The following is a 24,999-nucleotide window of genomic DNA, read 5'->3' as shown; positions in this document are numbered from 1 at the left end:
GGCGAGGTTGCATTCCGCTTTTTCCCGTGCGGCTGCTCAAAAAACGCACGATTGCCCCGGTGAAAGGGGCCTCGTGACGGTTTGTGTCTGCCGTCGCGCGAGTCAGTGTGACTCAAAAGCCAACACGTCTTGTTATTTCGTGGCTGAGACGCAACTCCTGATAAATTTTTCTTTCACGAATCAGCGCGGTGATTCATTTTCGCAGCCTGGGGTCAATCTGGAGGCCAGAGGTATGAACGTTATTGTTTTTGCATCGCGTAAAGGCGGCTCGGGCAAGAGTACCCTGGCTGCACATCTCGCCGCGCAGATCAAGGCGACTAAGCCCATTCTGCTCGTCGATGCGGATCCGCAGGGGTCGCTCACGCTGTGGCACAAGCTGCGTGGCACCAACGAGCCGCCGATCAAGTCTGCGGTGAACTCGGTCAGCGGCATCGTCTCCGCTGCCAAGCGCGACGGATATGAATGGGTGTTGATCGACACGCCGCCGAATCTGTCGGCCGTCGTCGACGACGCGATCAGGAACGCCACCATGGTGGTCATTCCGGCCCGTCCCGGCGTGTTCGACGTCAACGCGGTGCAGGAAACCATCCAGATGTGCCGCGCGGCGCGCAAGCCCTACGCGGTCGTGCTCAATGGTGCGCCGGCGCGCCGCGACGAGGCCGAAAGCCCGATCGTCACGATCGCGCGCGAGGCCCTGGCGAAATTCCGCGCTCCGGTGTGGGGCGGCCAGATCACCAACCGTTCGGATCTGCTGATGGCGCTGAGCCACGGCGAAGGCGCGCGGGAATATCAGGCCGAGAGCCGTGCGGCTCAGGAAATTGGAAGGCTGTGGGCGGCGATCGAGCGTTCAGTGAAAGCTATTCGCGGCACGGCGTCGGCATCCGGCGCAATGCACAAGCAGGCGGCATAATTTTCATCAATCATTTCCCCGGACGAAAAACGCGCGGATGTCCGCGCGTTTTGCGTTTCAGGAATCATCGCGCTTTACGCGACCATCAGCATGTAGAACACGATCACCGGCGACAGCGTCAGGATCACCGACCAGATGCCGACGGCCCAGAGAATGTCTCCGGTGCTAAAGCCCTGCTGTCCGGCGTCGTAATGCGACGCCATATCGTTCTGACTATTCACAAACGCCCCCGCGATTTCTTCGCTTATGGACGGGAATGATAGGCAAGATATTTTAAAATTCCGGGTCGCAACTCCGCTCGCATTTTGAGCGCATTTGTGACCTCGGTTTAACCATCCGCGTGAGAAGTCGTATCAGGCAAGCCAGATACGAAACAGCAGCACCGGCATCAAGCCGAGCATCACGGCCCAGAAGCCGAACGACGATACCACCAGAATTCCCTTTAAAAGATCGGCGGGCGCGAAGATTTCCGCGGCCGTCGGACGGATGCGATTCCCCATGGTCATTCCCCCTGTTTGAAGACTTTGCAGCGGGACGTTAGGCGCCATTGCGTAAACGAGGCGTGGATGCGTCATGCGGCGCCTGCGAACGCCGTTCGCGCGCGGTTAACCATGGGGCACGCTGCCGCACTGCCTCTCCCCGGTCTTGCGGGGAGAGGCGAAGGCCAACCGGCTAAACCCATCCGGTATGTTTCCGCCTGATCTCGGCCACATGGTTCCACACCGATGTCACGACATCTTCCGTCAGCCCGATATCGCGGCGCAGCCAATCGGACATCTGATATACCTCGACCCATCCATGTTCAGGTCTGCATGAAAGGCGTTGCCAGACCGCCGTCAGGGTGTGGAGCCATCCACGATTCCCTATGGGCCGATTTTTCTAGCCTCCGTTCGATCTCGCGATCGAGTTGGGCTGCGAGCTCGCTGCTCACTTCCACCATCGGCAGGCGCACCTCGGGGCTGTCGATCAGGCCGCATCGCCACAGCCAGTACTTCGCAGGCGCCGGGCTCGGTTCGGCGAACAACAGGCGCGTCAGCTCGGCGACCTCTTGCCAGCGAGCCAGCGCCGCATCGTGGTTGCCGCACTTCAATTCAGCATGGACGGCAGCGAAGGTCGCGGTCTCGATATGGGCGGAGAGCAGGATGCCGCCGTCGGCGCCGTCGATGAGCGCCTCGAGATAATTGGCATCCTCGCCGGTGAGCATGCGAAAGCCCTTCGGCCGGTCGCGCAGCAATGCGATCGATTGCTCGCGGCTCGCGCCGCAATCCTTCAGGCCGACGATGTTGGGGTGCTCGGCAAGCCGCAACATGGTCTGGTTGGTGATGTTGACCGCGCAGCGATAGGGGATGTTGTAGAGCGCCAACGGCCAGGCGGCGTGGTCGGCGAGCGCTTCGAAATGCGCCAGCAGTCCGCGCTGCGACGGTCGAACGTAGTAGGGGCTCGCAACGAGATAGAAGTCGATCGGCCAGTCCGCAGTTTCGTCGAGACGATCCTTCAGCCGCGAGGTGTCGGCGCCGGAAAGGCCGAGGCAGATCGGAACGGTGCGGCGGCAGGCCGCCATTTCGTCGCGCACGATGGCGACGAGGCGTTCGAGCTCGGCGTCCCGCAGCGTCATGCCTTCGCCGGAGGTTGCCCCGAGGATGAAGCCGTCGACGGCTTGTGCGCTGTAGTGCCGCGTCAGCCGCCGCAGCGACGTCTCGTCGAGACGGCCGTTCCGAAACGGCGTCACCAGCGGCAGCCAGAGCCCGTGTAGATGCGTTCGTAGGTCGGTCATGTTCCTTCTCCTTCTCAAGGCGACCTGAGACGGAGGGCACATGAAAAAAACCCCGTCCAGGCGGCGGGGTTTTCGGGATTTTGTTGCGATGACGAAGTCGAGTTAGCGCGCGCAAAAATCCGAGGTCCCCGAATGGGGGCCTTTTTTCGAGACGATTGCGCACGACTTCGTGATCATCTGCAAATGATGCGGGGTATGCCCAAAACTGTCAATACACGCGGAAGGTGAATACCGAATTGCGCGAAAAAAAGCCGGGCTCAAGAGAGCCCGGCTTAAGGTATTGGCCACGTGAGGCCGACACAATCACCTTCCAAGAGGGATTACTGAACTCCCGCGCCACTGGAGGAGGGGGACAAATGCGCAACGCGAAGGCTCAGCGTCCAAACAGTATGAGCTTGCCAAGCGTCATGCAGCAACCGTCGAGGTCGCATGTCAGACATGCGGAAATCAGGAAGGCCAGCGCTGCGCCTTGCTCACCACGAAGTCGCGGAACACCTGCACGCGTGCAACCGTCTTCAGCTCTTCCGGATAGACAAAATACGTATCGAGCTGGATCGAATCCGATTCGCCGAACAGCTGCACGAGGCGGCTCTGTTCTTCGATCAGATAGTCCGGCAGCGCGGCGATGCCGAGGCCCTGCTGACAGGCGCGCACCAGGCCAAGGATATTGTTCACCCTGAAATAGGCCTCGCGCGGACCCGAGCCGTTGCGACCGGCTTCGACCAGCCAGTTGCGGTTCTGAAGATGCGGCGCGAAGGTGCCGTCCGACAGCGTGATGATGCGGTGAGCGTCGAGCTCTTCCAGCGTGCGCGGCGTGCCGAAGCGCTTGATGTAGTCCGGCGAGCAATAGGCGTGGAAGCCCATCGCGAACAGCTTGCGCTGAATGAGATCCGGCTGCGTCGGCTTGCGGGTACGGATCGCGACGTCGGCCTCGCGCATCGACAGATCCAGCTCCTCGTCAGTGACGATCAGCGAGATCCGGATCTCCGGATAGAGCGCGGTGAATTCGCCGAGGCGCGGGATCAGCCAGTTGATGCCGACGCCGGGCGTGGTGGTGATCTTGAGATCGCCGCTCGGCCGCTCGCGGCTGTCGGTCAGCTTTGCGCGCGCCGCCTGGAGCTGCATGAACACGTCATGCGCGGTGCGGAACAAGAGGTCGCCCTGCTCGGTGAGGATCAGGCCGCGGGCGTGGCGGTGGAACAGCGAGACCGAGAGCTCCTGTTCCAGCGCCGAGACCTGGCGCGAGACCGCCGATTGCGACAGACCAAGCTGCTCGCCGGCATGCGTGAAGCTGCCCGCTTCCGCCGCCGCGTGAAACACCTTCAGCTTGTCCCAATCCATATCCGTAAATCCGTCGCGTGTTCGAGGCATGATCTTTATTCCGCTGCCGCGCGCTCGCTGGCGCGCAGGGCCAAGAAACGTTCGGCTTCGAGAGCGGCCATGCAGCCGAGGCCTGCGGCCGTGACGGCCTGGCGATAGGTTTCGTCGGCGACGTCGCCGGCGGCGAACAGGCCGGGCACCGAGGTCGCGGTCGAGTTCGGGGCGACTTCGACATAGCCCGACGGTTTGAGCTTGACCTGGTCTTTCACGAGCTCCGTCGCCGGTGCGTGGCCGATAGCAACGAAGACGCCGTCGGTCTTCACGTCCGAAAGCGCACCGGTCTTGACGTTCTTCAGCCGCACATGGGTGACCTTGTTCGGGTTCTCGGTGCCGCAGATCTCGTCGACGGCGGAGTCCCAGACCACCTTGATCTTCGGGTGCTTGAACAGGCGCTCCTGCAGGATGCGTTCGGCGCGGAAGTGATCGCGACGATGCACGATGGTGACCTGCGAGGCATGGTTGGTGAGGTACAGGGCTTCCTCGACCGCGGTATTGCCGCCGCCGACCACCACGACTTCCTTGCCGCGGTAGAAGAAGCCGTCGCAGGTGGCGCAGGCCGAGACGCCGCCGCCCTGGAATTTCCCTTCGGACGGCAGCCCGAGCCAGCGCGCTTGCGCGCCTGTGGCGAGGATCACGGTTTCGGCGAGATAGACGTCGCCGCTGTCGCAGGTGAGGCGGAACGGCCGTTGCCCGGTCTCCAGCTTGGTCACGAGGTCAGTGACGATCTTGGTGCCGACATGGACCGCCTGCTTCTCCATCTGTTCCATCAGCCAGGGGCCCTGGATCACGTCGGCGAAGCCCGGATAGTTCTCGACGTCGGTGGTGATGGTGAGCTGGCCGCCCGGCTGGATGCCCTGGATCAGGATCGGCTCGAGCATCGCCCGCGCGGCGTAGATCGCCGCGGTGTAGCCGGCGGGGCCGGAGCCAATGATGACGACCTTTGCATGGACATGGGCGGACATTTTAGCGGACGCCTTTCACCGGGGGATTGCAGCGCGGGCGCGGACAGTGCCGGGAGGCCTAGCGGAGGCGCTGAAATATCAGAGCTAATCTAAGCCTTCTGGTGAGCCATGCAAGAATTGCATTCCCAATCGGCGGATTTTTCCAACGCGGAACAAAAGTCGATTGCGGTGCACGCGCAATAAAATTGCGCATTCTGCCAAGACTGGGCTATGAGGATTGCGACAGACCCACCCGATACCGCCGTAAGGCCAGGAGTTCCAATCACGTGTCGCGGAACCTAGACGAGATCGACTTCAAAATTCTCGCCGAGATCCAGGCCGACGGGCGAATCACCAATGTCGAGCTGGCCAAGCGCGTCGGGATTTCGCCCCCGCCATGCCTGCGCCGGGTCCGGGCGCTGGAGGAGGAGGGCTATATCCAGGGCTATCGCGGGCTTCTGGACGCGCGGAAACTCGGTTTCGACGTCACGGTGTTTGCCGCCGTGCACCTCTCCAGCCAGGCCGAGGCCGATTTGCGCGCCTTCGAGGAGTTCGTCCGCGCCGAGCCGCTGGTACGGGAATGCTGGATGCTGTCGGGCGAGGTCGACTTCATCCTGAAATGCGTCGCACCCGACATGGCGACGTTCCAGGATTTCGTGACCCACCTGACCGCAGCTCCCCATGTGCGCAACGTGCGGACGTCGCTGGTGCTGCACAATTCGAAATACGAGGCGGCTGTGCCGCTGGATGTGAAGGGGCGAAGGTAGGTCTTCCGCAGGCGTGTCAGTCCCGTCATCCCCGCGCGAGCGCGTAGCGCTCGTCGCTGGAGGTGCGAGCCGCGCGGCGCAACGCGCCGTGCGGAGAGCCTCGAAGGATGAACGGCCGAGATGCAGCAGCGCGAGGCAACAGCGGGGCCGTCGCCCTTGAGGGCCGCTGAAGAAGCGGCCACCTCCGGGGGACCGTGATGGAGCTTCGCTCGCAATGACGCGTCGAGAGGGTGCGCACCCACCTCACAGCAACACGCAGAAACAAAAAAGGCCGCACGGATCGCACGGCCTTTTCAAAATCTCATCACGCGCAGCGGCAAATCCCTACCGCCACTCCACCTTCGTGATCTCATACGCCTTGGCGCCGCCGGGCGCCACGACCTCGACGGTTGAACCCTTTTTCTTGCCGATCAGCGCACGCGCCAGCGGCGAGGTGATGGAGATACGGCCCTTCTTGGCGTCGGCCTCGACCTCGCCGACGATCTGCCACACCGCCTTCTTCTCGGTGTCCTCGTCCACCAGCGTCACGGTGGCGCCGAACTTGATGGTATCGCCGGACAATTTCGAGATGTCGATGATGTCGGCGCGCGCGAGCTTGTCCTCGAGCTCGGCGATGCGGCCCTCATTGTGGGACTGCTCTTCCTTCGCGGCATGATATTCCGCGTTCTCCGACAGGTCGCCGTGAGAGCGTGCCTCCGCGATATGCTCGATGATGCGCGGACGGTCCTCGGACTGGCGCTTCTTCAATTCTTCCCCGAGCGAGGCAAACCCGCCCGCAGTCATCGGAACCTTTTCCATCTTCTCTCTCGTCCTTCGTCGTGCGCCCCAATACGCGGATGGGCGCCCGCAACCTTGATTCGTCGGCCTTCCGGGGCCCAAGGCGTGGGCCGCCGGATGTTGACAGATAGGGGCTTGGCAACGGAACAGAACTGCCACGCGACCGGACAGTTCCTCCGGCCATTGTGGCTTCATCACCAATCACTTGGCGGAGGCTATGCCGCCGCTAATGATCAGGTGTCTGAAAAATAGCTCTGCAGGGTACGAACCTCAAGGTCCCCACCCAGATAGGCGCGGATGCCCTGCGCGGCCGCCACGGCCCCGGAAAGAGTGGTGTAATACGGCACTTTATGCAAGAGGGCCGCGCGCCGCAGCGAGCGGCTGTCGGCGAGCGCTTGCGGGCCTTCGGTGGTGTTGAAGACGAGCTGGACGTCGCCATTGGTGATGGCGTCGACGATGTGCGGCCGCCCCTCCAGCACCTTGTTCACTTTCTCGGTCGGGATGCCCTCATCGGTCAGGAAGCGCGCCGTGCCCGATGTCGCCAGCACCTTGAAGCCGAGCGAGTGCAGCTCGCGAACGGCGTCGGCGATGCGCGTCTTGTCGCTCTCGCGCACCGAGACGAACACCGTGCCCTTGCGCGGCACCCGCGTGCCGCCGCCGAGCTGGCTCTTGGCAAAGGCCACGGCGAAGGAGCGGTCGATGCCCATGACCTCGCCGGTCGAGCGCATCTCCGGACCGAGCACCGTGTCGACGCCGGGGAAGCGGGCGAACGGAAACACCGATTCCTTCACGCCGACATGCTTGAAGTTGGCCTTCTTCAGTTTGAAGTCGGCAAGCTTCTCGCCGGCCATGATTCGCGCGGCAATTTTCGCGACCGGCGTGCCGACCACCTTGGCGACGAACGGCACCGTGCGCGAGGCGCGCGGATTGACTTCGAGCACGTAGATGTCGCCGTCCTTGATCGCGTACTGCACGTTCATCAGGCCGACGACGTCGAGGCCGAGCGCCAGCTCACGCGTCTGCCGCTCCAGCTCCTCGATCATCTTGGCATCGAGCGAGTGCGGCGGCAGCGAGCAGGCGCTATCGCCGGAATGGATGCCGGCTTCCTCGATGTGCTCCATGATGCCGACGATGAAGGTGTCCTTGCCGTCGCAGAGGCAGTCGACGTCGATCTCGGTGGCGTCGGAGAGGTAGCGATCGAACAGCAGCGGGTTCTTGCCGAGCACGGTGTTGATCTGCCCGGTCTTGTCGTTCGGGTAGCGCGCCTTGACGTCGGCCGGCACCAGCTCCGGCAGGGTGCCGAGCAGGTAATCGCCGAGCTGGTTCTCCTCGCGGATGATCTGCATCGCGCGGCCACCGAGCACATAGGACGGGCGCACCACCAGCGGCAGGCCGAGATCGGTCGCGACCAAGCGGGCCTGCTCGACCGAATAGGCGATGCCGTTCTTGGGCTGCTTGAGACGAAGCTTGTCGAGCACGCGCTTGAAGCGGTCGCGGTCTTCAGCAAGATCGATCGCGTCGGGCGAGGTGCCGAGAATCGGCACTTCGGCGGCTTCCAGCGCACGCGCCAGTTTCAGCGGAGTCTGACCGCCGAACTGCACGATCACGCCGTGCAGCGTGCCGTTGGTGCGCTCCTTCGCGATGATCTCCAGCACGTCCTCGGCGGTGAGCGGCTCGAAATAGAGCCGGTCGGCGGTGTCGTAGTCGGTCGACACCGTTTCCGGGTTGCAGTTGACCATGATGGATTCGTAGCCGGCATCATGCAGCGCGAAGCAGGCGTGACAGCAGCAATAGTCGAACTCGATGCCCTGGCCGATACGGTTCGGCCCGCCGCCGAGGATGATGACCTTCTTCTTGTCGGACGGCGCGCTTTCGTCGGCAGGCGTGCCCGCGAACGGAGCCTCATAGGTCGAATACATGTAGGCGGTGGGCGAGGCGAATTCGGCCGCGCAGGTGTCAATGCGCTTGTAGACGGGACGGACGCCGAGCGCGTGACGCTTCGCAGTCACCTCGGCCTCCGTCGTTGCCACCAGCACCGCAAGCCGCGCGTCCGAGAAGCCCATGGTCTTGAGCGAGCGCATGGCGAAGGCGTTGCCGGGCAGGCCGTTCTTCCGGACCTTCTCTTCCATGTCGACGATGCCGCGCATCTCGCTAAGGAACCACGGATCGATCTTGCACGAGTTGAAGATCTCGTCATTCGACCAGCCAAGCCGCATCGCCTGCGCGACCTGGAGCAACCGGTCCGGCGTCGGCGTGCCGAGCGCCGCGCGGATCGCGTTCTTGTCGTCGTCGCGGCCGAGGCCTTCGATCTCGATCTCGTCGAGACCGGTGAGGCCGGTCTCGAGCCCGCGCAACGCCTTCTGAAGGCTTTCCTGGAAGGTGCGGCCGATCGCCATTACTTCGCCGACAGACTTCATCGACGTCGTCAGCGTGCGCGAGGCGCCCGGAAATTTCTCGAAGGCGAAACGCGGTACCTTGGTGACGACGTAGTCGATCGTGGGCTCGAACGAGGCCGGCGTCGCGCCGCCGGTGATGTCGTTGGCGATTTCGTCCAGGGTATAGCCGACCGCGAGCTTGGCCGCCACCTTGGCGATCGGGAAGCCGGTGGCCTTGGAGGCCAGCGCAGACGAACGCGACACGCGCGGATTCATCTCGATCACGACCATGCGGCCGTCTTCAGGATTGACACCGAATTGCACGTTGGAGCCGCCGGTCTCCACGCCGATCTCGCGCAGCACCGCCAGCGAGGCGTCGCGCATGATCTGGTATTCCTTGTCGGTCAGCGTCAGCGCCGGCGCCACCGTGATGGAATCGCCGGTGTGCACGCCCATCGGATCGAGGTTCTCGATCGAGCAGACGATGATGCAATTGTCCTTCTTGTCGCGCACGACCTCCATCTCGAACTCTTTCCAGCCGAGCACGGATTCTTCGATCAGCACTTCGTTGGTGGGAGACGCGTCGAGGCCGCGCTCGATGATGTCGAGGAACTCTTCCTTGTTGTAGGCGATGCCGCCGCCGGTGCCGCCCATCGTGAAGGACGGGCGGATGATCGCGGGCAGGCCGATCTCGGAGAGCGCCATCAGCGCCTGGCCGAGCGCATATTCCTGGTAGCGCTTGCGCCGGTCGCTTTCGCCGAGCGTCCATTGCCGCTCGAGTTCCTCGAGCGCGGCACCCGTCAGCTTCGCGCGCTCGGCCTGGTACTTGTCGCGGAAGGATTTCTTCAGGGAGGAGGCGTTGGCGAGCCGCGACTTCGGCGTCTCAAGCCCGATCTTGGTCATGGCCTCGCGGAAAAGCTGGCGGTCCTCGGCCTTGTCGATCGCATCTGCCGTGGCGCCGATCATCTCGACGTCGAACTTCTCCAGCGTGCCCTGCCGGCGCAGCGACAGCGCGCAGTTCAGCGCGGTCTGTCCGCCCATGGTCGGCAGCAGCGCGAAGCCGCCGGGAATGACATGACGTTCCTTCTCGATGATTTTGGCGACGATCTCGGGCGTGATCGGCTCGATATAGGTCGCATCGGCCAATTCCGGGTCGGTCATGATGGTGGCCGGGTTGGAATTGACGAGGACGATGCGATAGCCCTCTTCCTTCAGCGTCTTCACCGCCTGCGTGCCCGAATAGTCGAACTCGCAGGCCTGGCCGATCACGATGGGACCGGCGCCGATGATCAGGATGGTGGTGATGTCTGTGCGTTTGGGCATCAACTCTCGCCGAAGTGGAATTTGGGCACAAAAAAAGGGCGCGCTACCGCGCGTCCCCTTGAGCCGAGAGCGCGGTGGTGTCCCTCGCGCGCGGGTGGGTCTTAGACCAGTTTCCGGGGCGGCGAAACCCCGAAAAATGCCAATCAACCGGCAATTTTGACGGGTTTTGGCCGCACCTGCCAGCCACGGGCGAGGTGCACCAGAAGGGCTGCCGAAACGCTCAATCCACCGACCCAGCCGAGATCGGCCGGGCTCCATGCCGCAAGCACGGCACCGCCCAGGGCGCCCCCGATCGCAAAGCCGAGATACATGGCTGAGGCGTTGAGCGAGAGCGCGACCATCGAGGCCTTCGGGTCGATCCGAATGATGCTGGCGACTTGGGCCGGATAGAACGCCCAGCCCGAAATGCCCTGGAGGAAGATCGGGCCCAGGATCGCATAATGCGCCTGGTCAGGGAGGAATTTCAGCACCAGCGAATGCAGGAAAAGCGCGCTCGCCATGCCAGTCAGGCCGAGTGCCCCCGTGGCGATGGTGCCCAACCGGTCGGCCAACAGGCCGCCGAGCATGTTCCCGATCGCGGCGGCCGCGCCGAAGACCAGGAGCGCGAGGCTGATGTGCGAGGCGTCGAAGCCGAGACCGCGCAGCGGGACGGCAAAATAGGTGAACATGGTGAAGCCGCCGAGCGCCCATAATATCGTGATGACAAGCACGATCAGGACATTGCTGTGACGCGCCACGGCCAGCCGCTCGGCGAGCGAGGCTGTGCTTTTGGGCAGACCTCGCGGGAGCCCAAAAAGCAGGCCCGCCAGCGCGATTGCGCCGAGCAGTGCGACCATGGCGAATGTCGCGCGCCAGCCGAACAGGCTGCCGATCCAATTGCCGAGGGGAACACCGATAACGGTTGCGATGGTGAGGCCGGAGGTGACCAGCGCCACGGCGCGGCCGCGCCGTTCAGGGGAGGCGACGGCCACGGAGACACCGAGCGCTGTCGGCATGCACAGGCCAGCGCCAAGTGCCATCAGCATCCGCGATGCCAGCAGCAGTGCGAACCCGGACGCGACCACCGCCAGCAGATTGCCGGCGATGAAGGTCGACAAAGCCAGCGTCAGCACGGTGCGGCGGTCGATATTGTTGAGGGTCACCGCGAGGATCGGCGACCCCACGGCGTAGGTGAGCGCGTAGACGCTGACCAACTGCCCGGCAGCCGGCACCGAAATCTGCAGATCCGCCGCGATCGTCGGCAACAGCCCTGCAATGACAAAGGCTTCCGTCCCGATCGCAAACGCCGCCACCGCCAGCCAGAACACGCTCATGATCAGCCATTCCTATGTTCAATGTTTATTGAACTATCGAGTAACGGGCTTCCAATGTCAATTAGTTCAAGAACTATTGAACATATGGGCTGTGTTGCTATAACTGCACCATGAGCCGCACGCCGCATCATCCCACCCGCGAGCAGATCGAGCTGCCGATGGTCCTGGATTGCCTGAGCGATCCGACCCGGTTGGCGATCGTGTACCAGCTCGCCCAGCAGGAACGTGTCAGCAGCGAGCTCCGCTGCGGCGACTTCAACGCGCTCAGCGGCAAGTCGAACCTCGCCTACCACTTCGCCAAGTTGCGCGAATGCGGCTTGATGCAGACGCGCATCGTCGGCACCAGCCGCCTGATGCGGCTGCGTCGGGAGGATCTGGAGGCGCGCTTCCCAGGCCTGCTCGATGCCGTGATCAAATCCGCGGCCAAGGACGCCGATAGGCTTCAGCTTGTCGCCGAGTTCGATGTGGTTGAGATGGACTAGGGCCTGCCGAGCCGAGCCCGGCTTCGCCCTTCGCCGCGGCAGCCTTCGCCACGATAGGGCCTGCCGAGCCGAAGCGGCGTTAGCCGCGAAGGCTGGAGACCCGGCCTGGATTTGAACCAGGATAAAGAGCGATGCACTGCTCTCGCGTGGACGCTTTCCGCCACCGGGCCGCAGAGATCATTGCCGATCGGGGTGCGACAAGCCACCTCAGCCAATTGTTAAGCTTAACGGACGAGCGGCGGCCTTGCGATGAAGGTCATGCGCCAGCGGTTGTGGCCGATATTGGTGTTGGCGCGTTGCGCCGCGAAGCCTGCCGCCTTCAGCTTGGCGGCGATCTCGTCCTCGCTGTAGCGCTGGAGCCCGATGCGCGAGCGCAGATGACGGTAATCTGACAGCGCGGTGCTGACCAGCCCGACCAGCGCGTCCTTGAGGAAGCCGTGACGCAGGCCGAAGCTGAGCAGCGCCGTCACGTCGCGGCCCATGCCGACATGGGGTTGGAGGATATCGCCGAGCACCAGCTTGCCGGACGGCTTCAGGATGCGCCGGATGTTGAGCAGCGCGCCATCGAGTTCGGTCGATGTCATATATTGCGCGACCGAGTTCATCACGACGAGGTCGATGGATTGCTCCTGCATTTTCCGCACGTCGTCGAGCGAGCGGACGCGGATCTTTGTATTGGGGGCAAACCGCGAGATCAGCCGGCCGCGCACGCCCGGCGCCGGCTCAGCCAGAATCAGCTTGCCGCAGGCCGCCGCCACCTGGCTCGCCGACAGCGCCTCGCCGCAGGCATAGTCCAGCACGGTCGCCTCGGGCGAGGTGATGTAGCCGATGATGTCTCGCGCGATGATCTGAAAGTGCAAATCGCGATGCAGCTTGCTGACATAGATCGTGTGCGTCGAGTCGTAATAATCAATCCAATCGTCCATGGTATCCGAGGGCCCCGGCCAAACGGTTCCGGCAAAGGAACCGGCGCTGCCCGCCTGCGTTAGGGGTGCGACGGCGCGCCGTCAATGTCCGCGTCCTAACAGGAAGGTTTCCCGTGAGCAAAGCCCCCAGCAAGGTCTCGCCCGACCTCGATACGCCCACCGATCTGTCGCCCCAGGCGGTCAACAAGGTTTCGGAGGCGCTCAACGTGCTTCTGGCCGACTCGTTCGCGCTGTATCTGAAGACCAAGAATTTCCACTGGCACATCAGCGGCCGGCACTTTCGCGATTATCACCTGCTGCTCGACGAGCAGTCGGACCAGATCTTCGCCACCACCGACCAGCTTGCCGAACGCGTCCGCAAGATCGGCGGCACGACGCTGAAGTCTATTGGCCAGGTCGCCAAGCTCCAGACCATCAAGGACAACAATGAGGACTACGTTCCGCCGCGCGAAATGCTGCGCGAGCTGATGCAGGACAACAAGCATGTTGCGGCTGCGATGCGGAAGGCCCATGAGGTCTGCGACGACGCCGGCGACGTCGCCAGCGCCAGCATCCTCGAAAACTTCATCGACGACACCGAGCGCCGCACCTGGTTCCTGTTCGAAGCCACCCGCCAGGAAGGCGGCAACGAGGCGTAAGGGCCGATGGCACGCTGCGTAGGGTGGGCAAAGGCGCGCTCTTCGCGCGCCGTGCCCACCATTTGGCTGTCGTCAATCGCGGATGAATGGTGGGCACGCTTCCGCCTTCGCTCTTCGAGCTACGGCGGACAAGTCGCTTTGCCCACCCTACGGCACTCGCGCTTTAAGGCCGCCACAACCGCATCAACGCGCCATCCTTGCCCGTCACCGGATCGGCCGGCGGCAACGCGACCTTCGGAATCGTCTTCAGCGCCTTGGCATGATTCTCCGGCGTTGCCCGCGTGATCTCCATCTTCGATCCCGGCGGATAGGCGCCGATCACGCAGAAATCATCGCTCGCTTTGATGCATTGGTGGCCGGTGCCGGCCGGCAGGATCGCGACGTCACCTGCCTTGATCTCCAGCGCCTCCCCATGATCGCCGCCGAAGCGGACGCGGGCGTGGCCCCGCGCGACGCCGAGCACCTCATGCACCGTCGCGTGATAGTGCAGATAGTTGTAGACGCCGTTGCGCCACATCCCGCCCCAGCCGTTCGCGCCGAACAATTGCTCGATGGTCTCTTCCGGATGCTTCGGATCGAGCTTCACCGCACCTTGGTAAACGAGGAACGGAATGACGTTGTTCGGCACGAGCCCATCGTCCTCGAACACGATGGCGAGCGGCTCGGCTTTGTCGCGAACGACGGACATGATGGGCTCCTGCGTGAGCGTAGCAGGGGATCAACGAAAGGCGTGAGACGACGTTCCCTAAACGAAGAAGCCCGGGAACGAAGCCCGGGCCTTATGTGAAACCAGTTGCGAGAGAGCGCGGCTTACGCGCTCTTCTTCTGCCGCATCAGGTCCGCAAAGCGCTGGAACAGATAGTGCGAGTCGCGCGGGCCAGGCGATGCTTCGGGGTGGTACTGCACCGAGAACACCGGCCTGCCGTCGAGCTGGATGCCACAATTGGAGCCGTCGAACAGCGAGATGTGGGTCTGCGTTGCGCCCTTCGGCAGCGTGTTCTCGTCCACGGCAAAGCCGTGGTTCATCGAGGTGATCTCGACCTTGCCGGTGGTCTCGTCCTTCACGGGATGGTTGGCGCCGTGATGGCCCTGATGCATCTTCTTCGTCTTCGCGCCGACAGCGAGGCCGAGCATCTGGTGGCCGAGGCAAATTCCGAACGTCGGCGTGCCCGACTTGATCACGTCCTTGATCACCGGCACCGCATATTTGCCGGTCGCGGCCGGATCGCCCGGTCCGTTGGACAGGAACACGCCGTCCGGCTTCATCGCCAGGATGTCTTCGGACGAGGTCGTCGCCGGCACCACCGTCACCTTGCAGCCGACGCCGGCGAGCAGGCGCAAAATGTTGCGCTTGATTCCGTAGTCAATGGCGACAACGTTGAACTCCGTCTTGTCCTGCCGGCCAAAGCCCTTCTCCCAGAGCCACGGCGTCTCGTCCCAGGTGAAGCGCTGGCCGGAGGTGACCATCGGCACGAGGTCCATGCCCTCGAGGCCCGGCCATTCGCGCGCCTCTTCCTTGAGGCCGTGCAGGTCGAACTCGCCGTCTTTGGCGTGCACGATCACCGCGTTGGGCATGCCCTTGCTGCGGATCAACGAGGTCAGCGCCCTTGTGTCGATGCCGGAGAGGCCGATGATGCCGCGCGCCTTCAGCCACGCGTCGAGATGCTTGGTGGCGCGGTAGTTCGAGGGATCGGTGATCGCGGTGCGCAGGATCACGCCGCGCGCACCGGGCGTCGCGGCCATGTTCACCGTCTCGATGTCTTCCTCGTTGGTACCGACGTTACCGATATGCGGGAAGGTGAAGGTGATCAGCTGCCCGGCATAGGAGGGATCGGTGAGGATCTCCTCATAGCCGGTCATGGCGGTGTTGAAGCAGACTTCACCGACGGCATGGCCTTCGGCGCCGAGACCAAAGCCTTCGAGCACCGTGCCATCGGCGAGCACGAGGAGCGCGGTCGGTTTGTGGTCCGGCCAAGCGGTATCGTTGTCATGTTGTGTCATGAGCCCGGTTCATAGTCCCGGCAGGCGCCGCCGTCAAAGCGGGAAAGGCCGGATTCACATGCGTTTTTGCATATTTGACAGGTGTCCTCAGGCACTTAAGCTGGAACAGGTAATTTTTGCGCAGTTTCGGCGGCCGGATCGGAAACAATGAACCGCAGCGCGACGGGGCCGGTATGGCCTCTTTGCCGCAAACGGCTTAGATCAGGCGCAATGGATTGAGAGGATCACGATCATGTTGCGCGACGACATCAACAATGCAGTCAAGGAGGCCATGAAGGCCAGGGAGGAGCGCAAGCTCTCCACGCTGCGCATGGTCAACTCGACCATCAAGAACGCCGACATCGAGGCGCGCGGCAACGGCAAGCCGCCGCTGTCGGACGCCGACCTGCTGGCCGTGCTCCAGAAGATGATCAAGCAGCGCCAGGAATCGGTCGAGCTCTACGACAAGGGCGGCCGCGCTGAGCTCGCCGCCCAGGAGCGCGAGGAGATCGCGGTGATCTCGGCGTACCTGCCGAAGCAAATGTCGGATGACGATGTGAAGAAGGCGATCTCGGAGATCATCGCCGAGACCGGCGCGGGCGGCATGAAGGACATGGGGAAGGTGATCGCTGCGCTGAAGGCGAAGTACGCCGGGCAGATGGACTTTGGCAAGGCCAGCGGATTGGTGAAGGCGGCGCTGACGGGTTAGCGTCTTCCCCTAGGGGAGGATGGGCATCTTTGATACCGCGCCTATTCGGTCTACTCTCTTCGACAAGAAAAATCGGGAGGCAACGATGACCGGCGCCATCAAACCGTTCCGCATCGCCATCGGCGACGGCATCCTCACCGATCTCAAATCGCGTCTTGCCCGCACGCGCTGGCCGGAGGCGGAGCTGGTCGATGACTGGAGCCAGGGCGCGCCGTTGACATGGATCCGAGAGATCTGCGGCTACTGGGCTGATGGCTACGACTGGCGGGCGCGTGAGGCTAAACTCAATCGCTTCGCGCAGTTCACCACCGAGATCGACGGGCTCGACATCCACTTCCTGCACGTGCGGTCGAAAGAACCGTCCGCACTGCCGCTGATCATCACCCATGGCTGGCCCGGCTCGATCGTCGAATTCCAGAAGGTGATCGCGCCGCTGGTCGATCCGGCCGCGCATGGCGGCAATCCCGCGGATGCCTTCCACGTGATCTGCCCCTCATTGCCGGGCTTCGGCTTCTCCGCCAAACCCACGACCACCGGCTGGGGCGTCGACCGCATCGCCGCGACCTGGGCGAAGCTGATGGACCGGCTCGGCTATATCAGGTACGGCGCGCAAGGCGGCGACTGGGGCTCGGCGGTGACGACCTCGCTCGGCATGCAGGACGGCGAGCATTGCGCCGGCATCCACATCACGCTCGCGTTCAGCGCAGCGCCGAAGGTCGAAGGCGAGCCGACGCCGGAAGAAAAGCGCGCACTCGCCGGCCTCAAGCATTATGTCGATCTCGATTCCGGCTATTCCAAGCAGCAATCGACGCGGCCGCAGACGCTCGGCTACGCGCTGACGGATTCCCCGAGCGGGCAGGCGGCCTGGATCCTGGAAAAGTTCTGGGCCTGGACCGATTGCAACGGCCATCCCGAAAATATCTTCAACAAGGACGAACTGCTCGACAACGTCATGCTCTATTGGGTGACGGAGACGGCGACTTCCTCGGCACGGCTCTATTGGGAGAGCTTCGGCAAGCGCCGGACGACGCCGCTCGTGAAGGTGCCGACCGGCGTCGCCGTGTTCCCCAAGGAGATCATCACGCCGGTGCGGCGCTGGATGGAGCCGAACTTCCCCAACATCACGCATTGGAGCGAGATGGAGAAGGGCGGGCATTTCGCTGCATTCGAGCAGCCGGAGCTGTATGTCGGCGAGGTCCGCAAGTTCTTTGCGACCGTGCGGTGAGCCAAGCCATGTTGACCGAAGCCGCAACCTACGACGAACTCTATCGCAACTTCCGCTGGGACGTCCCGGCGCGCTTCAACATGGCGGAAGCGTGCTGCGACCGCCACGCCGACGGCACCGACCGCCTCGCGCTGGTCTATGTCGACGAGAACGGCGCCATCACCCGCACCTCGTTCGACGAGGTCGCGGAGATGTCGCGGCGCTTTGCCAATGTGCTGAAGGCCGATGGGCTCGCGCGCGGAGATCGTGTCGCCGTGTTCCTGTCGCAGTCCCTGGAATTGCCGATCGCGCATCTCGCCGCGTTTCGTTCCGGAATGATCTCGGTCCCGCTGTTCGCACTGTTCGGCGAGGACGCGCTGGAATTCCGACTGTCGAATTCACAAGCCAGGGCGATCATCACCGATGAGGCCGGCTGGGAGAAGCTCACAAAGGTCCGCGACCGGTTGCCCTACCTGCAAGAGATCTACGTCACGAGCGGCGCCGTTCACGCCGGCGCAAAACCGTTCTGGTCGGCGATCGAAACCGCCTCGGAAGACTTCGCAAGCGTCGACACCTCGGCCGACGATCCCGCGCTGATCATCTACACCTCGGGCACGACCGGCAATCCGAAGGGCGCGCTGCACGCGCATCGCGTCGTGCTCGGTCATCTGCCCAATGTCGAGATGTGCCACAACTTCCTGCCGCGGCCCGACGACCTCATGTGGACGCCGGCGGATTGGGCCTGGATCGGCGGTCTCGTCAACGGTCTCTTCGCTTTCTGGTACCACGGCATCCCCCTGGTCGGTCATCGCGCGCGAAAATTCGAGCCGCAGGCGGCGATGCAGATGATGGCCGATCTCGGCGTCCGCAACGTCTTCCTGCCGCCGACTGCACTGAAGCTGATGCGGCAGGCCGGCGTGAAGCATTCCGGCGTCAAGCTGCGCAGCATCTTTACCGGCGGTGAATCGCTCGGCGGCGAATTGTTGGGCTGGGTGCGCGAGACCTTCGGCATCGATGCGCACGAAGTGTTTGGCCAGACCGAGTGCAATCTCGTGATCGGCAGCAACTCGAACCTGTTTCCGATCCGCCCGGGCTCGATGGGCAAGGAGACGCCGGGTTTCGATGTTCGCATCGTCAACGACAAGGGCGAGGAGCTGCCCACGGGCCAGCGCGGCATCATCGGCGTGCGCCAGCCGTGTCCCGTCACCATGATCGAATACTGGCGCAATCCAGAAGCGACGGCGAAGAAATATGCCGGCGAGTTCTTGCTCACCGGTGATCTCGGCGTGCAGGACGAGGACGGCTATTTCTGGTACGTCAGCCGCGAGGACGACGTCATCACCACCGCCGGCTACCGCGTCGGCCCATCCGAGATCGAGCATACCCTTATGAAGCATCCGTCGGTGGCGATGGCCGCGGTGGTCGGTATCCCCGATCCGATCCGCACCGAGTCGATCAAGGCCTGGATCGTGCTGCGCCCCGGCTTTACCGGCAGCGACGCACTCGCGCGGGAGATCCAGGAGTTCGTGAAGGTGCAGCTCGCCGCCCACGAGTATCCACGCTTCGTCGAGTTTGCCGAGACTCTGCCGATGACGGCGACGGGGAAGGTGTTGCGGCGCGAGCTGCGGGCGCTAGGGTAGCTTCTCTTCGCCAGATTCGACGCGGTCAGCTCATGCAAAAAACTGCCTCTCAAGCCGCGGGGCTTCACCGCGCCTCACTCAAGAAGCTGCATGATTTGGATGCGGCGCTGGAGCTCATGTATTACGGCTGGCGCGGGATGACGCTGGAGGCCGATGCGTATCTTGCGAAGCAAGGCCTGTCGCGGCCGCACCATCGCATCCTTTACGTGGTGGCGCGCCGGCCCGATATCGCGATCGGTTCGCTGATCGAGATCCTTCCAAGCAGGCGTTGAACAGGCCGCTCAACCTGCTGCTGGAGCGCAAGCTCCTGACGTCGAAGCGGTCGTGGCACATCTTGCCGACAATGCGGAGATGCGCAGCCCTCTCGCGCTGAAGCTGACCGATTCCCCCATCGTCACGGGCGCCGAAAACATCCGTGCCTATTGGCGGAGAGCCTATGGTCACGTCGAGAGTGCCGACCTGAAGATCCTGAACTGGAGCTGGGACGACAGGATCGCGCGATTGACGGTGTGGTGGCAACTGAACGACACGCGCGCCAGCGAGTTCATGGATTTTGACGATGCCGGCCGCGTGGTGCGCAGCGAAGCCTTCTACGGAAAATAGTCATGCGCCTTTCGGATTTCGTACTGCTTCTCAACGCGCTCTGGTTCGGCGGCGCATTCGTCCAGTTCAGCATTGCCCAACGCAACACGCTGAAAATATTGCTGCCACGGGAGGAGCGCGGCAATCCGATCGCGCCGACCTTGGCGGCCAGCGTGGCGTTCCTGGGCGGGATCAATCTGCCCATCGGGCTCTTGTCGCTCTATCTTCTGGGAGCTCGTCCGTCCTTCTTCCAGCCGATCGAAGCGCAGCTTGTGCTGTTCCTGTTCTTTGCTACCTGCCATTTCAGCCAGTTCGCCTATAACTTGCCCGTCCTGATGCGCGGAGGGCGCGTCGGAGTGGCCTACTGGCCCGTGCTGAAGGGGCCAATGCTCAGGATCTTCGTCATCGACGCGGTTCTGTGCATGGCCAATCTTGGTGTGGCGCTCCTGCTCGTCTCGCACCCCTGACAAGCGCGGCGCTTGAGGTGAAGGAATGGCGGTATCTGCTGACCGCCCAACGAAGATCGCGTGAGGGAGGAGGCTGAGGCCCATCTCGGGCAAGGTCGATCCGGTGGCGTGGCATCTTTATCGACGGGTTGGTGGTGCAGGTGGCGTAAGAGGGGAGCCGGACGCAACGGCTACGAAGCGGTCGAACACAAGGCTTCGACGGTCTTATTCGATCGAAAGCGATTTCGCGCTTCAAAAGGATGGAGCGTGCGAGAAAACGGTAGCTAATTGCAGTTATTGCGCGCACGGTGCGCCAATGTCGGAAAGAGCGGTCGTCTCTGCGCACACGACGACACGCGCGCGACGCGAAGCCACTCATTCCTCACACCCGCGGAGCCGAATCATCACGACGTCGCAACGGCGATCGTTGCGCATGTTGCCCGTTACGGCGGTTGAGTCGGATGCGGCAGGCTCGTGCTGCGGATGCTTGAAAGATTCCAGCGCGATTCGATATGAGATCGAACGCCAACCGAAAGCAGCTGATGCAAGCTCTCTCCCCACGGCACGTCAAGACAGACGAAGCGCTCCGGCTCGGCGTGGAGTCAGGCTGGTACGCGATCAGGGTCAGCGGTACCTTTGTCTCGGGCCCGCACGGCTCGGAAGGGGATTGCCGTCGCAAGATCGACGAGATTCATCCGCCGCTGGTAACGAAGAAGCGATGAGGGCGCAGATTGCGGCCGCTACGGCGTCTTGATTCCCATCGCCTTCAATGCCGCAAGCATCTGCGCCGGCGGAGCCATCTTGATCTGCGGCGCCTTTCCCGTCTCCAGCAAACTCTTCAGTCCCGACAGGATCGCGGGCCAGCCGGTGCGGCCGCCGGAGAGGATGTCGTCGCTGAGCGCGCGGTCGTGGCGCTCGCTCATGGTGAGGCGGACGGCCTCGCCGGCAGGCTCGATCTCGTAGGTCACGAGTGTGGTGCCGAGCTTGGCGACGAGGTCGGGCCAGTTGACGTTCCATGTCACCGTCAGCTTCGTCGGCGGATCGTATTCGAAGACTTCGCCGGAGATGTGCTCGGAACCATCAGGCGCGCGCACGATGAAAGTGCCGCCGAGTTTTGGCTCCATCTCCACCGCAAAGCCGGAGAAAAACTTTCGGCTGAACTCGGCCGAGGTCAGTGCCTCCCAAACCTTCTCGGGCGTGGAGGCGATGTAAATCGTATAGACCGTGAGCGGCTTGAACTGATCGAGATTCATTTCGCGTCAAATCCCTTGTTGAGCGCGGCGCGCGGAATGGCGAGCACCTGGCCTCTCTCCAGCAGGCTCTTGAGCCCGGACAGGATCGCGGGCCAGCCGTTGGAGACGGCGCCGAGATATTTGCCGCCCTCGACGAAGCCGTCATGCAGCACCGTCAGCCGCGTGAGCGAGCCGAAGGATTCGAGCGTGAAGACGACGCGCGAGATCGGCTCTCCGCGGAGCTCTTCGAACTTCTGATGCTTGAAGCTGTAGGACAGCCGCCGCGGCGGATCCGCCTCGAGGATCTCGCCCGAATCGGTGGTCTCGCCGTCCAGCAATAGCGCGAAGGGGGAGCCCACCTTCCAGTCGGACCTGACTTCGGCGCCGAACCAGTATTGCTTTGTGAACGCGCTCGATGTCAGCGCCTCCCATAGCTTTTCCGGGGTGGTCTCGATGTAGGTGACGTAGACGAATTGGGGCTTACTCATCGCGCTTCTCCAACTGGCGTTTCAACTCGCTGAGTGCGGCGAGCTTGCCGCGCTCGAATTTCTTGATCCAGCGCTCGCCGATCTGATGGATCGGCACCGGGTTGAGATAGTGCAGCTTCTCGCGGCCATGCCTGATGGTCGTGACCAAATTGGCCTCTTCCAGAATGACAAGGTGCTTTGTCACGGCCTGGCGCGTCATCGCGAGGCCCTCGCAGAGTTCGTTCAGCGTCTGGCCGTTTTTGGCGTGAAGGCTGTCTAGCAGCGACCGTCGTGACGCGTCGGCGAGCGCTTTGAAGACCTCATCCATGGCAGTGATAATAGGCAACTAAATGGTTGCATGTCAAGATGGTGTCTTTGGCGCCCACAATTGGTTGTGTTAGCCTTGAAGCTCAGCCAACGCAGATTGGTTCCGGGAGGGCTCTAATGTTCCGTTGCGTCTTAACTGCTGCTTGCCTCGTCCTTTTCGCTAGCAGCACTCTCGTTCACGCGCAGAAGCAAACGATCGGCGCGCCGTCGGAAGCTTCCAACATGAAGCTGGTCGGCAGCAACGATCTCCAGGCGCGCAGCGCCTATCAGCCGACCATCCATCATCAGGGCAATCGCTGGATCGCCTATATCGGTCACCACGGCGGCACCGATGACGTGCCCGCGCCCGTCAATCCGATGACGGGGCAGGCGGAGCCGAACGGAACTTCGATCGTCGATGTCACCGACCCCGCGCATCCCAAATATCTGCGGCACCTGCCGGGGCAGGAAGGCAAATATGAATCCGGCGGCGCGCAGATGGTGCGCGTCTGCGACGGCAAGTCATTGCCGAAGGGCGATCCGAATGCGGTCTATATGCTGCGCACTTTCGGCAGTGAGGCGCATGAGATCTGGAATGTCGCTGATCCTGCGAGCCCCGTGCTCATCACCCGCCTTGGCGGCTTGAAGGACACACACAAGAGCTGGTGGGAGTGCGACACCGGCATTGCTTATCTCGTTTCGGGCGCGCCGGACTGGCGCACCCGCCGCATGACGCAGATCTATGATCTCAGCGATCCCGCCCATCCGCAGAAGATCAGGGATTTCGGCCTGCCGGGTCAGGAGCCCGGTTCGACCGGCGCGGTGCCGACCGAGCTGCACGGACCGATCTCGACCGGGCCCACCGGCAACCGCGTCTATTTCGGCTACGGCACCAACAAGGGCGGCATCCTCCAGATCGTCGATCGCGAAAAGCTTTTGAACGGCGGCAAGGAGCCGACGCCGGACAATCTGCGTTATCCCGAGATCTCGCGGATGCCGATGTCCGCGTTCAACGGTGCCCACACGACGTTCCCGATGCTCGACATGCCGGTCGCCGAGTTCGCCGAGGACAAGGACGGCAAGACCCGCGACATCGTCATGATCGTGGACGAGGCGATCCTCAACGAATGCGGCGAGGCGCGGCAGATGGTGTGGTTCGCCGACGTCACCACCGAGGCGCGGCCGATGATGATCTCGAGCTACACCGTGCCGGAGGCGAGCGGGCAGTTCTGCCAGCGCGGCGGCCGCTTCGGCTCGCATTCGGCGAACGAGAGCATGGCGCCGGTCTATTACAAGAAGATGGCCTTCATCGCCTTCTTCAATGCCGGGGTGCGCGCGCTCGACATCCGCGATCCCTATCACCCGAAGGAAGTCGGCTATTTCATCCCAGCGATCACGCAGGCGACCGACAAGCGCTGCATTCCGGTCGAGGGTGGCGAGCGCTGCAAGGTCGCGATCCAGACCAACAATGTCGAGACCGATGACCGCGGGTATATCTACATCGTCGATCGCGCCAACACCGGCCTGCACGTTTTGGAGCTGACCGGGCCGGCACGCGTCGTCGCCGGCCTGCCGAAGAACTGACGATGCGGCGCACGGTGACCATCGCGCTCGTCCTAGCGGCGCTAGGCGCGTCCGGCGTCGGCGCGTATCAGCTTGCGCCGCCGCTTGGGCAAGCATCAGCGCATTGGCGCGAGATCGCCTGGCCGTTCTCGCGCGACGGCTGGCCGGCGGGCCGCGCGTTTCGCTGCGAAGGCGGTGGCTGCGACGGCGTCGAGCTCTACGTCCGCGCCAAGCGAGGCTTCTGCAATTGCGACAGCGGCGTTGCAGATGACGACGAGGTCGATCGCGTTGCCGATATCGATCTGATCACCCCGCGGTTTACTGCGACTGCCCCGGGTGAGGTGGTGCATATCGGTGAGATGCGCGGTCGCGCGCGACGGTATGATCTCGCCATTGATGACAGCGTGAGCCACGCCGCGATCGGCATTGCCGTCTCACGGCGCTGCGATCTCTTCGTCGCGGCGGCGCAGGGGCGTGGCGACGCCAGCGCGATGCAGCATGCGGCGCTCGCGTTTCTGGAGGCGGAGGAGATGGAAACGTGGGTGGCTGCGGCGCTGGACGGCCACTGAGTGTCATGCATTAATACAAGCAAACGCCCCCAGCTCGAGTCCTCACCATGATGTCCATGCAAGCCTATCTCGCCTTCGTCGCCGCCTGCATCGCACTCGCGCTGCTGCCGGGGCCGATCGTGACCCTTGTCATCGCCAACGGCCTGCGCCACGGCACGCGCGCGGCGCTGACCAACATTCTCGGCGTGCAGCTGGGGCTGTTGATCGTGATTGGCATACTTGCAGTGGGCCTCACCACGCTCATGGCGACGATGGGCTATTGGTTCAACTGGGTGCGCTTTGCGGGCGCGGCCTATCTGGTCTGGCTCGGCATCAAGCTGATCCGCTCTCCGGTTGAGGGCGTCGATACCGACGCGCCACCGCCTCCCCCTCGTGGTGGCTTCCTTTTACAGGGCTTTGTCGTGGCGTTGTCGAACCCGAAGCTGCTGGTGTTCTTCGGCGCGTTCATTCCGCAATTCATGGATATGAGCAAGGATCACCTGTCGCAGGTCCTGGTGCTCGGAATCACCTTCATGGTGCTTGCCGGCTTGACGGACGGAATCTACGCGCTGCTTGCCGGACAGGTCCGCGGCTTTTTCTCGGCGCGCCGCACCCGCATGGTGTCACGCGTGTCCGGTGGCTTCATGATCGGCGGCGGCATCTGGCTGGCGTTGATCCGGGCGAAATAGCCCGCTTTCACGTCGCTTCGGGTTGAA

General features: G+C 63.2%; 27 protein-coding genes and 1 pseudogene. 14 read left to right on the top strand and 14 right to left on the bottom strand.

Features of this window, described 5'->3' with window-relative positions:
* Positions 1-232 precede the first annotated feature (232 nt).
* Positions 233-910 (top strand): AAA family ATPase, encoded by a 678-nt coding sequence (locus UP06_RS15675; protein ID WP_045003647.1) that lies wholly within the window; start codon positions 233-235, stop codon positions 908-910.
* Positions 911-984: 74 nt separating this feature from the next.
* Here UP06_RS15675 and UP06_RS40825 read toward each other — a convergent pair whose 3' ends face one another.
* The 5 genes from UP06_RS40825 to trxB all read right to left on the bottom strand — a co-directional run bounded on the left by UP06_RS40825 (position 985) and on the right by trxB (position 5,026).
* Positions 985-1,131: a hypothetical protein gene (locus tag UP06_RS40825; RefSeq protein WP_156162994.1), complete on the bottom strand. Its 147-nt coding sequence runs from the start codon at positions 1,129-1,131 to the stop codon at positions 985-987.
* Between the two features lie 132 nt (positions 1,132-1,263).
* A complete protein-coding gene (locus UP06_RS40820) occupies positions 1,264-1,485 on the bottom strand; it encodes a hypothetical protein (RefSeq protein ID WP_156162993.1) in 222 nt (73 codons plus the stop codon).
* A 227-nt stretch (positions 1,486-1,712) separates the two neighbouring features.
* On the bottom strand, positions 1,713-2,684 hold the full coding sequence (locus tag UP06_RS15670; protein WP_045003645.1) for a 4-hydroxy-tetrahydrodipicolinate synthase family protein: 972 nt from the start codon (positions 2,682-2,684) through the stop codon (positions 1,713-1,715).
* A 447-nt stretch (positions 2,685-3,131) separates the two neighbouring features.
* Positions 3,132-4,055, bottom strand: a complete 924-nt coding sequence (locus UP06_RS15665) for a LysR family transcriptional regulator (protein ID WP_045003643.1) — start codon at positions 4,053-4,055, stop codon at positions 3,132-3,134.
* Between the two features lie 5 nt (positions 4,056-4,060).
* Positions 4,061-5,026 (bottom strand): thioredoxin-disulfide reductase, encoded by a 966-nt coding sequence (trxB, locus tag UP06_RS15660; RefSeq protein ID WP_045003642.1) that lies wholly within the window; start codon positions 5,024-5,026, stop codon positions 4,061-4,063.
* 266 nt (positions 5,027-5,292) lie between these two features.
* Between trxB and UP06_RS15655 the strand changes: the two genes are divergently transcribed.
* On the top strand, positions 5,293-5,772 hold the full coding sequence (locus tag UP06_RS15655) for an Lrp/AsnC family transcriptional regulator (RefSeq protein ID WP_045003640.1): 480 nt from the start codon (positions 5,293-5,295) through the stop codon (positions 5,770-5,772).
* Between the two features lie 324 nt (positions 5,773-6,096).
* Here UP06_RS15655 and greA read toward each other — a convergent pair whose 3' ends face one another.
* The 3 genes from greA to UP06_RS15640 all read right to left on the bottom strand — a co-directional run bounded on the left by greA (position 6,097) and on the right by UP06_RS15640 (position 11,560).
* The gene (greA, locus tag UP06_RS15650) at positions 6,097-6,570 is read right to left on the bottom strand and encodes a transcription elongation factor GreA (protein WP_045003638.1); all 474 of its coding nucleotides are present in this window, start codon (positions 6,568-6,570) and stop codon (positions 6,097-6,099) included.
* Between the two features lie 212 nt (positions 6,571-6,782).
* Positions 6,783-10,247 (bottom strand): carbamoyl-phosphate synthase large subunit, encoded by a 3,465-nt coding sequence (gene carB, locus UP06_RS15645; RefSeq protein ID WP_045003636.1) that lies wholly within the window; start codon positions 10,245-10,247, stop codon positions 6,783-6,785.
* 143 nt (positions 10,248-10,390) lie between these two features.
* The gene (locus UP06_RS15640) at positions 10,391-11,560 is read right to left on the bottom strand and encodes an MFS transporter (protein WP_045003635.1); all 1,170 of its coding nucleotides are present in this window, start codon (positions 11,558-11,560) and stop codon (positions 10,391-10,393) included.
* A gap of 110 nt (positions 11,561-11,670) precedes the next feature.
* Here UP06_RS15640 and UP06_RS15635 point away from each other — a divergent pair, with 110 nt between their 5' ends.
* Positions 11,671-12,042 carry an ArsR/SmtB family transcription factor gene (locus UP06_RS15635; protein WP_045003634.1) on the top strand — a complete coding sequence of 124 codons (372 nt, stop codon included), beginning with the start codon at positions 11,671-11,673 and terminating at the stop codon, positions 12,040-12,042.
* Between the two features lie 224 nt (positions 12,043-12,266).
* Here the strand turns inward: UP06_RS15635 and UP06_RS15630 are convergent, their stop codons facing one another.
* Positions 12,267-12,968 carry a class I SAM-dependent methyltransferase gene (locus UP06_RS15630; RefSeq protein ID WP_045003633.1) on the bottom strand — a complete coding sequence of 234 codons (702 nt, stop codon included), beginning with the start codon at positions 12,966-12,968 and terminating at the stop codon, positions 12,267-12,269.
* Between the two features lie 113 nt (positions 12,969-13,081).
* Between UP06_RS15630 and UP06_RS15625 the strand changes: the two genes are divergently transcribed.
* Positions 13,082-13,606, top strand: a complete 525-nt coding sequence (locus UP06_RS15625; RefSeq protein WP_045003631.1) for a Dps family protein — start codon at positions 13,082-13,084, stop codon at positions 13,604-13,606.
* 163 nt (positions 13,607-13,769) lie between these two features.
* Here UP06_RS15625 and UP06_RS15620 read toward each other — a convergent pair whose 3' ends face one another.
* Together UP06_RS15620 and carA are read right to left on the bottom strand one after the other, a co-directional pair.
* Positions 13,770-14,294 (bottom strand): cupin domain-containing protein, encoded by a 525-nt coding sequence (locus UP06_RS15620; RefSeq protein WP_045003629.1) that lies wholly within the window; start codon positions 14,292-14,294, stop codon positions 13,770-13,772.
* Positions 14,295-14,416: 122 nt separating this feature from the next.
* The gene (gene carA / locus UP06_RS15615; RefSeq protein ID WP_045003627.1) at positions 14,417-15,607 is read right to left on the bottom strand and encodes a glutamine-hydrolyzing carbamoyl-phosphate synthase small subunit; all 1,191 of its coding nucleotides are present in this window, start codon (positions 15,605-15,607) and stop codon (positions 14,417-14,419) included.
* Positions 15,608-15,839: 232 nt separating this feature from the next.
* On the opposite strand from carA, the gene UP06_RS15610 reads away from it, so the two are divergent.
* From UP06_RS15610 to UP06_RS42090, 7 genes and pseudogenes are all read left to right on the top strand, one after another.
* A complete protein-coding gene (locus UP06_RS15610; protein ID WP_045003626.1) occupies positions 15,840-16,295 on the top strand; it encodes a GatB/YqeY domain-containing protein in 456 nt (151 codons plus the stop codon).
* Positions 16,296-16,380: 85 nt separating this feature from the next.
* Positions 16,381-17,520, top strand: a complete 1,140-nt coding sequence (locus tag UP06_RS15605) for an epoxide hydrolase family protein (RefSeq protein WP_045003625.1) — start codon at positions 16,381-16,383, stop codon at positions 17,518-17,520.
* A gap of 8 nt (positions 17,521-17,528) precedes the next feature.
* Entirely contained in the window at positions 17,529-19,139 is a 1,611-nt protein-coding gene (locus UP06_RS15600) for an acyl-CoA synthetase (protein ID WP_045003624.1), read from the top strand.
* 32 nt (positions 19,140-19,171) lie between these two features.
* A pseudogene (locus tag UP06_RS15595) lies at positions 19,172-19,464 on the top strand (MarR family transcriptional regulator); the annotation flags it as partial.
* Entirely contained in the window at positions 19,464-19,742 is a 279-nt protein-coding gene (locus UP06_RS15590) for a hypothetical protein (RefSeq protein WP_245305490.1), read from the top strand. The pseudogene UP06_RS15595 and the gene UP06_RS15590, both read left to right, overlap by 1 nt.
* Positions 19,743-19,744: 2 nt before the next feature.
* Positions 19,745-20,188 (top strand): hypothetical protein, encoded by a 444-nt coding sequence (locus UP06_RS15585; RefSeq protein WP_045003623.1) that lies wholly within the window; start codon positions 19,745-19,747, stop codon positions 20,186-20,188.
* Positions 20,189-20,679: 491 nt separating this feature from the next.
* The gene (locus UP06_RS42090; RefSeq protein WP_502691243.1) at positions 20,680-20,889 is read left to right on the top strand and encodes a hypothetical protein; all 210 of its coding nucleotides are present in this window, start codon (positions 20,680-20,682) and stop codon (positions 20,887-20,889) included.
* An 18-nt stretch (positions 20,890-20,907) separates the two neighbouring features.
* Here the strand turns inward: UP06_RS42090 and UP06_RS15575 are convergent, their stop codons facing one another.
* The 3 genes from UP06_RS15575 to UP06_RS15565 are packed head-to-tail and all read right to left on the bottom strand — an operon-like array spanning position 20,908 to position 22,194.
* A complete protein-coding gene (locus tag UP06_RS15575; protein ID WP_045003622.1) occupies positions 20,908-21,420 on the bottom strand; it encodes an SRPBCC family protein in 513 nt (170 codons plus the stop codon).
* The gene (locus UP06_RS15570; RefSeq protein ID WP_045003621.1) at positions 21,417-21,887 is read right to left on the bottom strand and encodes an SRPBCC family protein; all 471 of its coding nucleotides are present in this window, start codon (positions 21,885-21,887) and stop codon (positions 21,417-21,419) included. Before UP06_RS15570 ends, UP06_RS15575 begins: the two co-directional genes overlap by 4 nt.
* Positions 21,880-22,194 carry an ArsR/SmtB family transcription factor gene (locus tag UP06_RS15565; protein ID WP_045003620.1) on the bottom strand — a complete coding sequence of 105 codons (315 nt, stop codon included), beginning with the start codon at positions 22,192-22,194 and terminating at the stop codon, positions 21,880-21,882. The genes UP06_RS15570 and UP06_RS15565 overlap by 8 nt, the downstream gene beginning before the upstream one ends.
* A 221-nt stretch (positions 22,195-22,415) precedes the next feature.
* Here UP06_RS15565 and UP06_RS15560 point away from each other — a divergent pair, with 221 nt between their 5' ends.
* From UP06_RS15560 to UP06_RS15550, 3 genes are read left to right on the top strand one after another with little or no spacing between them, the layout of a single operon-like run.
* Positions 22,416-23,756 carry an LVIVD repeat-containing protein gene (locus UP06_RS15560; RefSeq protein WP_245305489.1) on the top strand — a complete coding sequence of 447 codons (1,341 nt, stop codon included), beginning with the start codon at positions 22,416-22,418 and terminating at the stop codon, positions 23,754-23,756.
* Positions 23,757-23,758: 2 nt separating this feature from the next.
* Positions 23,759-24,304 carry a hypothetical protein gene (locus tag UP06_RS15555; protein ID WP_045003617.1) on the top strand — a complete coding sequence of 182 codons (546 nt, stop codon included), beginning with the start codon at positions 23,759-23,761 and terminating at the stop codon, positions 24,302-24,304.
* Between the two features lie 50 nt (positions 24,305-24,354).
* Entirely contained in the window at positions 24,355-24,972 is a 618-nt protein-coding gene (locus UP06_RS15550) for a LysE family translocator (RefSeq protein ID WP_045004201.1), read from the top strand.
* Positions 24,973-24,999: the final 27 nt, after the last annotated feature.

The sequence above is a fragment of the Bradyrhizobium sp. LTSP857 genome, from assembly GCF_000938285.1.
In the GTDB taxonomy this organism is placed as follows: Bacteria; Pseudomonadota; Alphaproteobacteria; order Rhizobiales; family Xanthobacteraceae; genus Bradyrhizobium.
This window is presented reverse-complemented; position numbering and strand designations above follow the sequence as displayed.

Bases quoted from the DNA above. Each gene is read 5' to 3' on its own strand.
- UP06_RS15675 (WP_045003647.1), top strand. From the start codon at position 233: ATGAACGTTATTGTTTTTGCATCGCGTAAAGGCGGCTCGGGCAAGAGT.
- UP06_RS40820 (WP_156162993.1), bottom strand. From the start codon at position 1,485: ATGACGCATCCACGCCTCGTTTACGCAATGGCGCCTAACGTCCCGCTG.
- UP06_RS15670 (WP_045003645.1), bottom strand. From the start codon at position 2,684: ATGACCGACCTACGAACGCATCTACACGGGCTCTGGCTGCCGCTGGTG.
- UP06_RS15665 (WP_045003643.1), bottom strand. From the start codon at position 4,055: ATGCCTCGAACACGCGACGGATTTACGGATATGGATTGGGACAAGCTG.
- trxB (WP_045003642.1), bottom strand. From the start codon at position 5,026: ATGTCCGCCCATGTCCATGCAAAGGTCGTCATCATTGGCTCCGGCCCC.
- greA (WP_045003638.1), bottom strand. From the start codon at position 6,570: ATGGAAAAGGTTCCGATGACTGCGGGCGGGTTTGCCTCGCTCGGGGAA.
- carB (WP_045003636.1), bottom strand. From the start codon at position 10,247: ATGCCCAAACGCACAGACATCACCACCATCCTGATCATCGGCGCCGGT.
- UP06_RS15640 (WP_045003635.1), bottom strand. From the start codon at position 11,560: ATGAGCGTGTTCTGGCTGGCGGTGGCGGCGTTTGCGATCGGGACGGAA.
- UP06_RS15635 (WP_045003634.1), top strand. From the start codon at position 11,671: ATGAGCCGCACGCCGCATCATCCCACCCGCGAGCAGATCGAGCTGCCG.
- UP06_RS15630 (WP_045003633.1), bottom strand. From the start codon at position 12,968: ATGGACGATTGGATTGATTATTACGACTCGACGCACACGATCTATGTC.
- UP06_RS15620 (WP_045003629.1), bottom strand. From the start codon at position 14,294: ATGTCCGTCGTTCGCGACAAAGCCGAGCCGCTCGCCATCGTGTTCGAG.
- carA (WP_045003627.1), bottom strand. From the start codon at position 15,607: ATGACACAACATGACAACGATACCGCTTGGCCGGACCACAAACCGACC.
- UP06_RS15610 (WP_045003626.1), top strand. From the start codon at position 15,840: ATGTTGCGCGACGACATCAACAATGCAGTCAAGGAGGCCATGAAGGCC.
- UP06_RS15605 (WP_045003625.1), top strand. From the start codon at position 16,381: ATGACCGGCGCCATCAAACCGTTCCGCATCGCCATCGGCGACGGCATC.
- UP06_RS15600 (WP_045003624.1), top strand. From the start codon at position 17,529: ATGTTGACCGAAGCCGCAACCTACGACGAACTCTATCGCAACTTCCGC.
- UP06_RS15585 (WP_045003623.1), top strand. From the start codon at position 19,745: ATGCGCCTTTCGGATTTCGTACTGCTTCTCAACGCGCTCTGGTTCGGC.
- UP06_RS42090 (WP_502691243.1), top strand. From the start codon at position 20,680: ATGAGATCGAACGCCAACCGAAAGCAGCTGATGCAAGCTCTCTCCCCA.
- UP06_RS15575 (WP_045003622.1), bottom strand. From the start codon at position 21,420: ATGAATCTCGATCAGTTCAAGCCGCTCACGGTCTATACGATTTACATC.
- UP06_RS15570 (WP_045003621.1), bottom strand. From the start codon at position 21,887: ATGAGTAAGCCCCAATTCGTCTACGTCACCTACATCGAGACCACCCCG.
- UP06_RS15565 (WP_045003620.1), bottom strand. From the start codon at position 22,194: ATGGATGAGGTCTTCAAAGCGCTCGCCGACGCGTCACGACGGTCGCTG.
- UP06_RS15560 (WP_245305489.1), top strand. From the start codon at position 22,416: ATGAAGCTGGTCGGCAGCAACGATCTCCAGGCGCGCAGCGCCTATCAG.
- UP06_RS15555 (WP_045003617.1), top strand. From the start codon at position 23,759: ATGCGGCGCACGGTGACCATCGCGCTCGTCCTAGCGGCGCTAGGCGCG.
- UP06_RS15550 (WP_045004201.1), top strand. From the start codon at position 24,355: ATGTCCATGCAAGCCTATCTCGCCTTCGTCGCCGCCTGCATCGCACTC.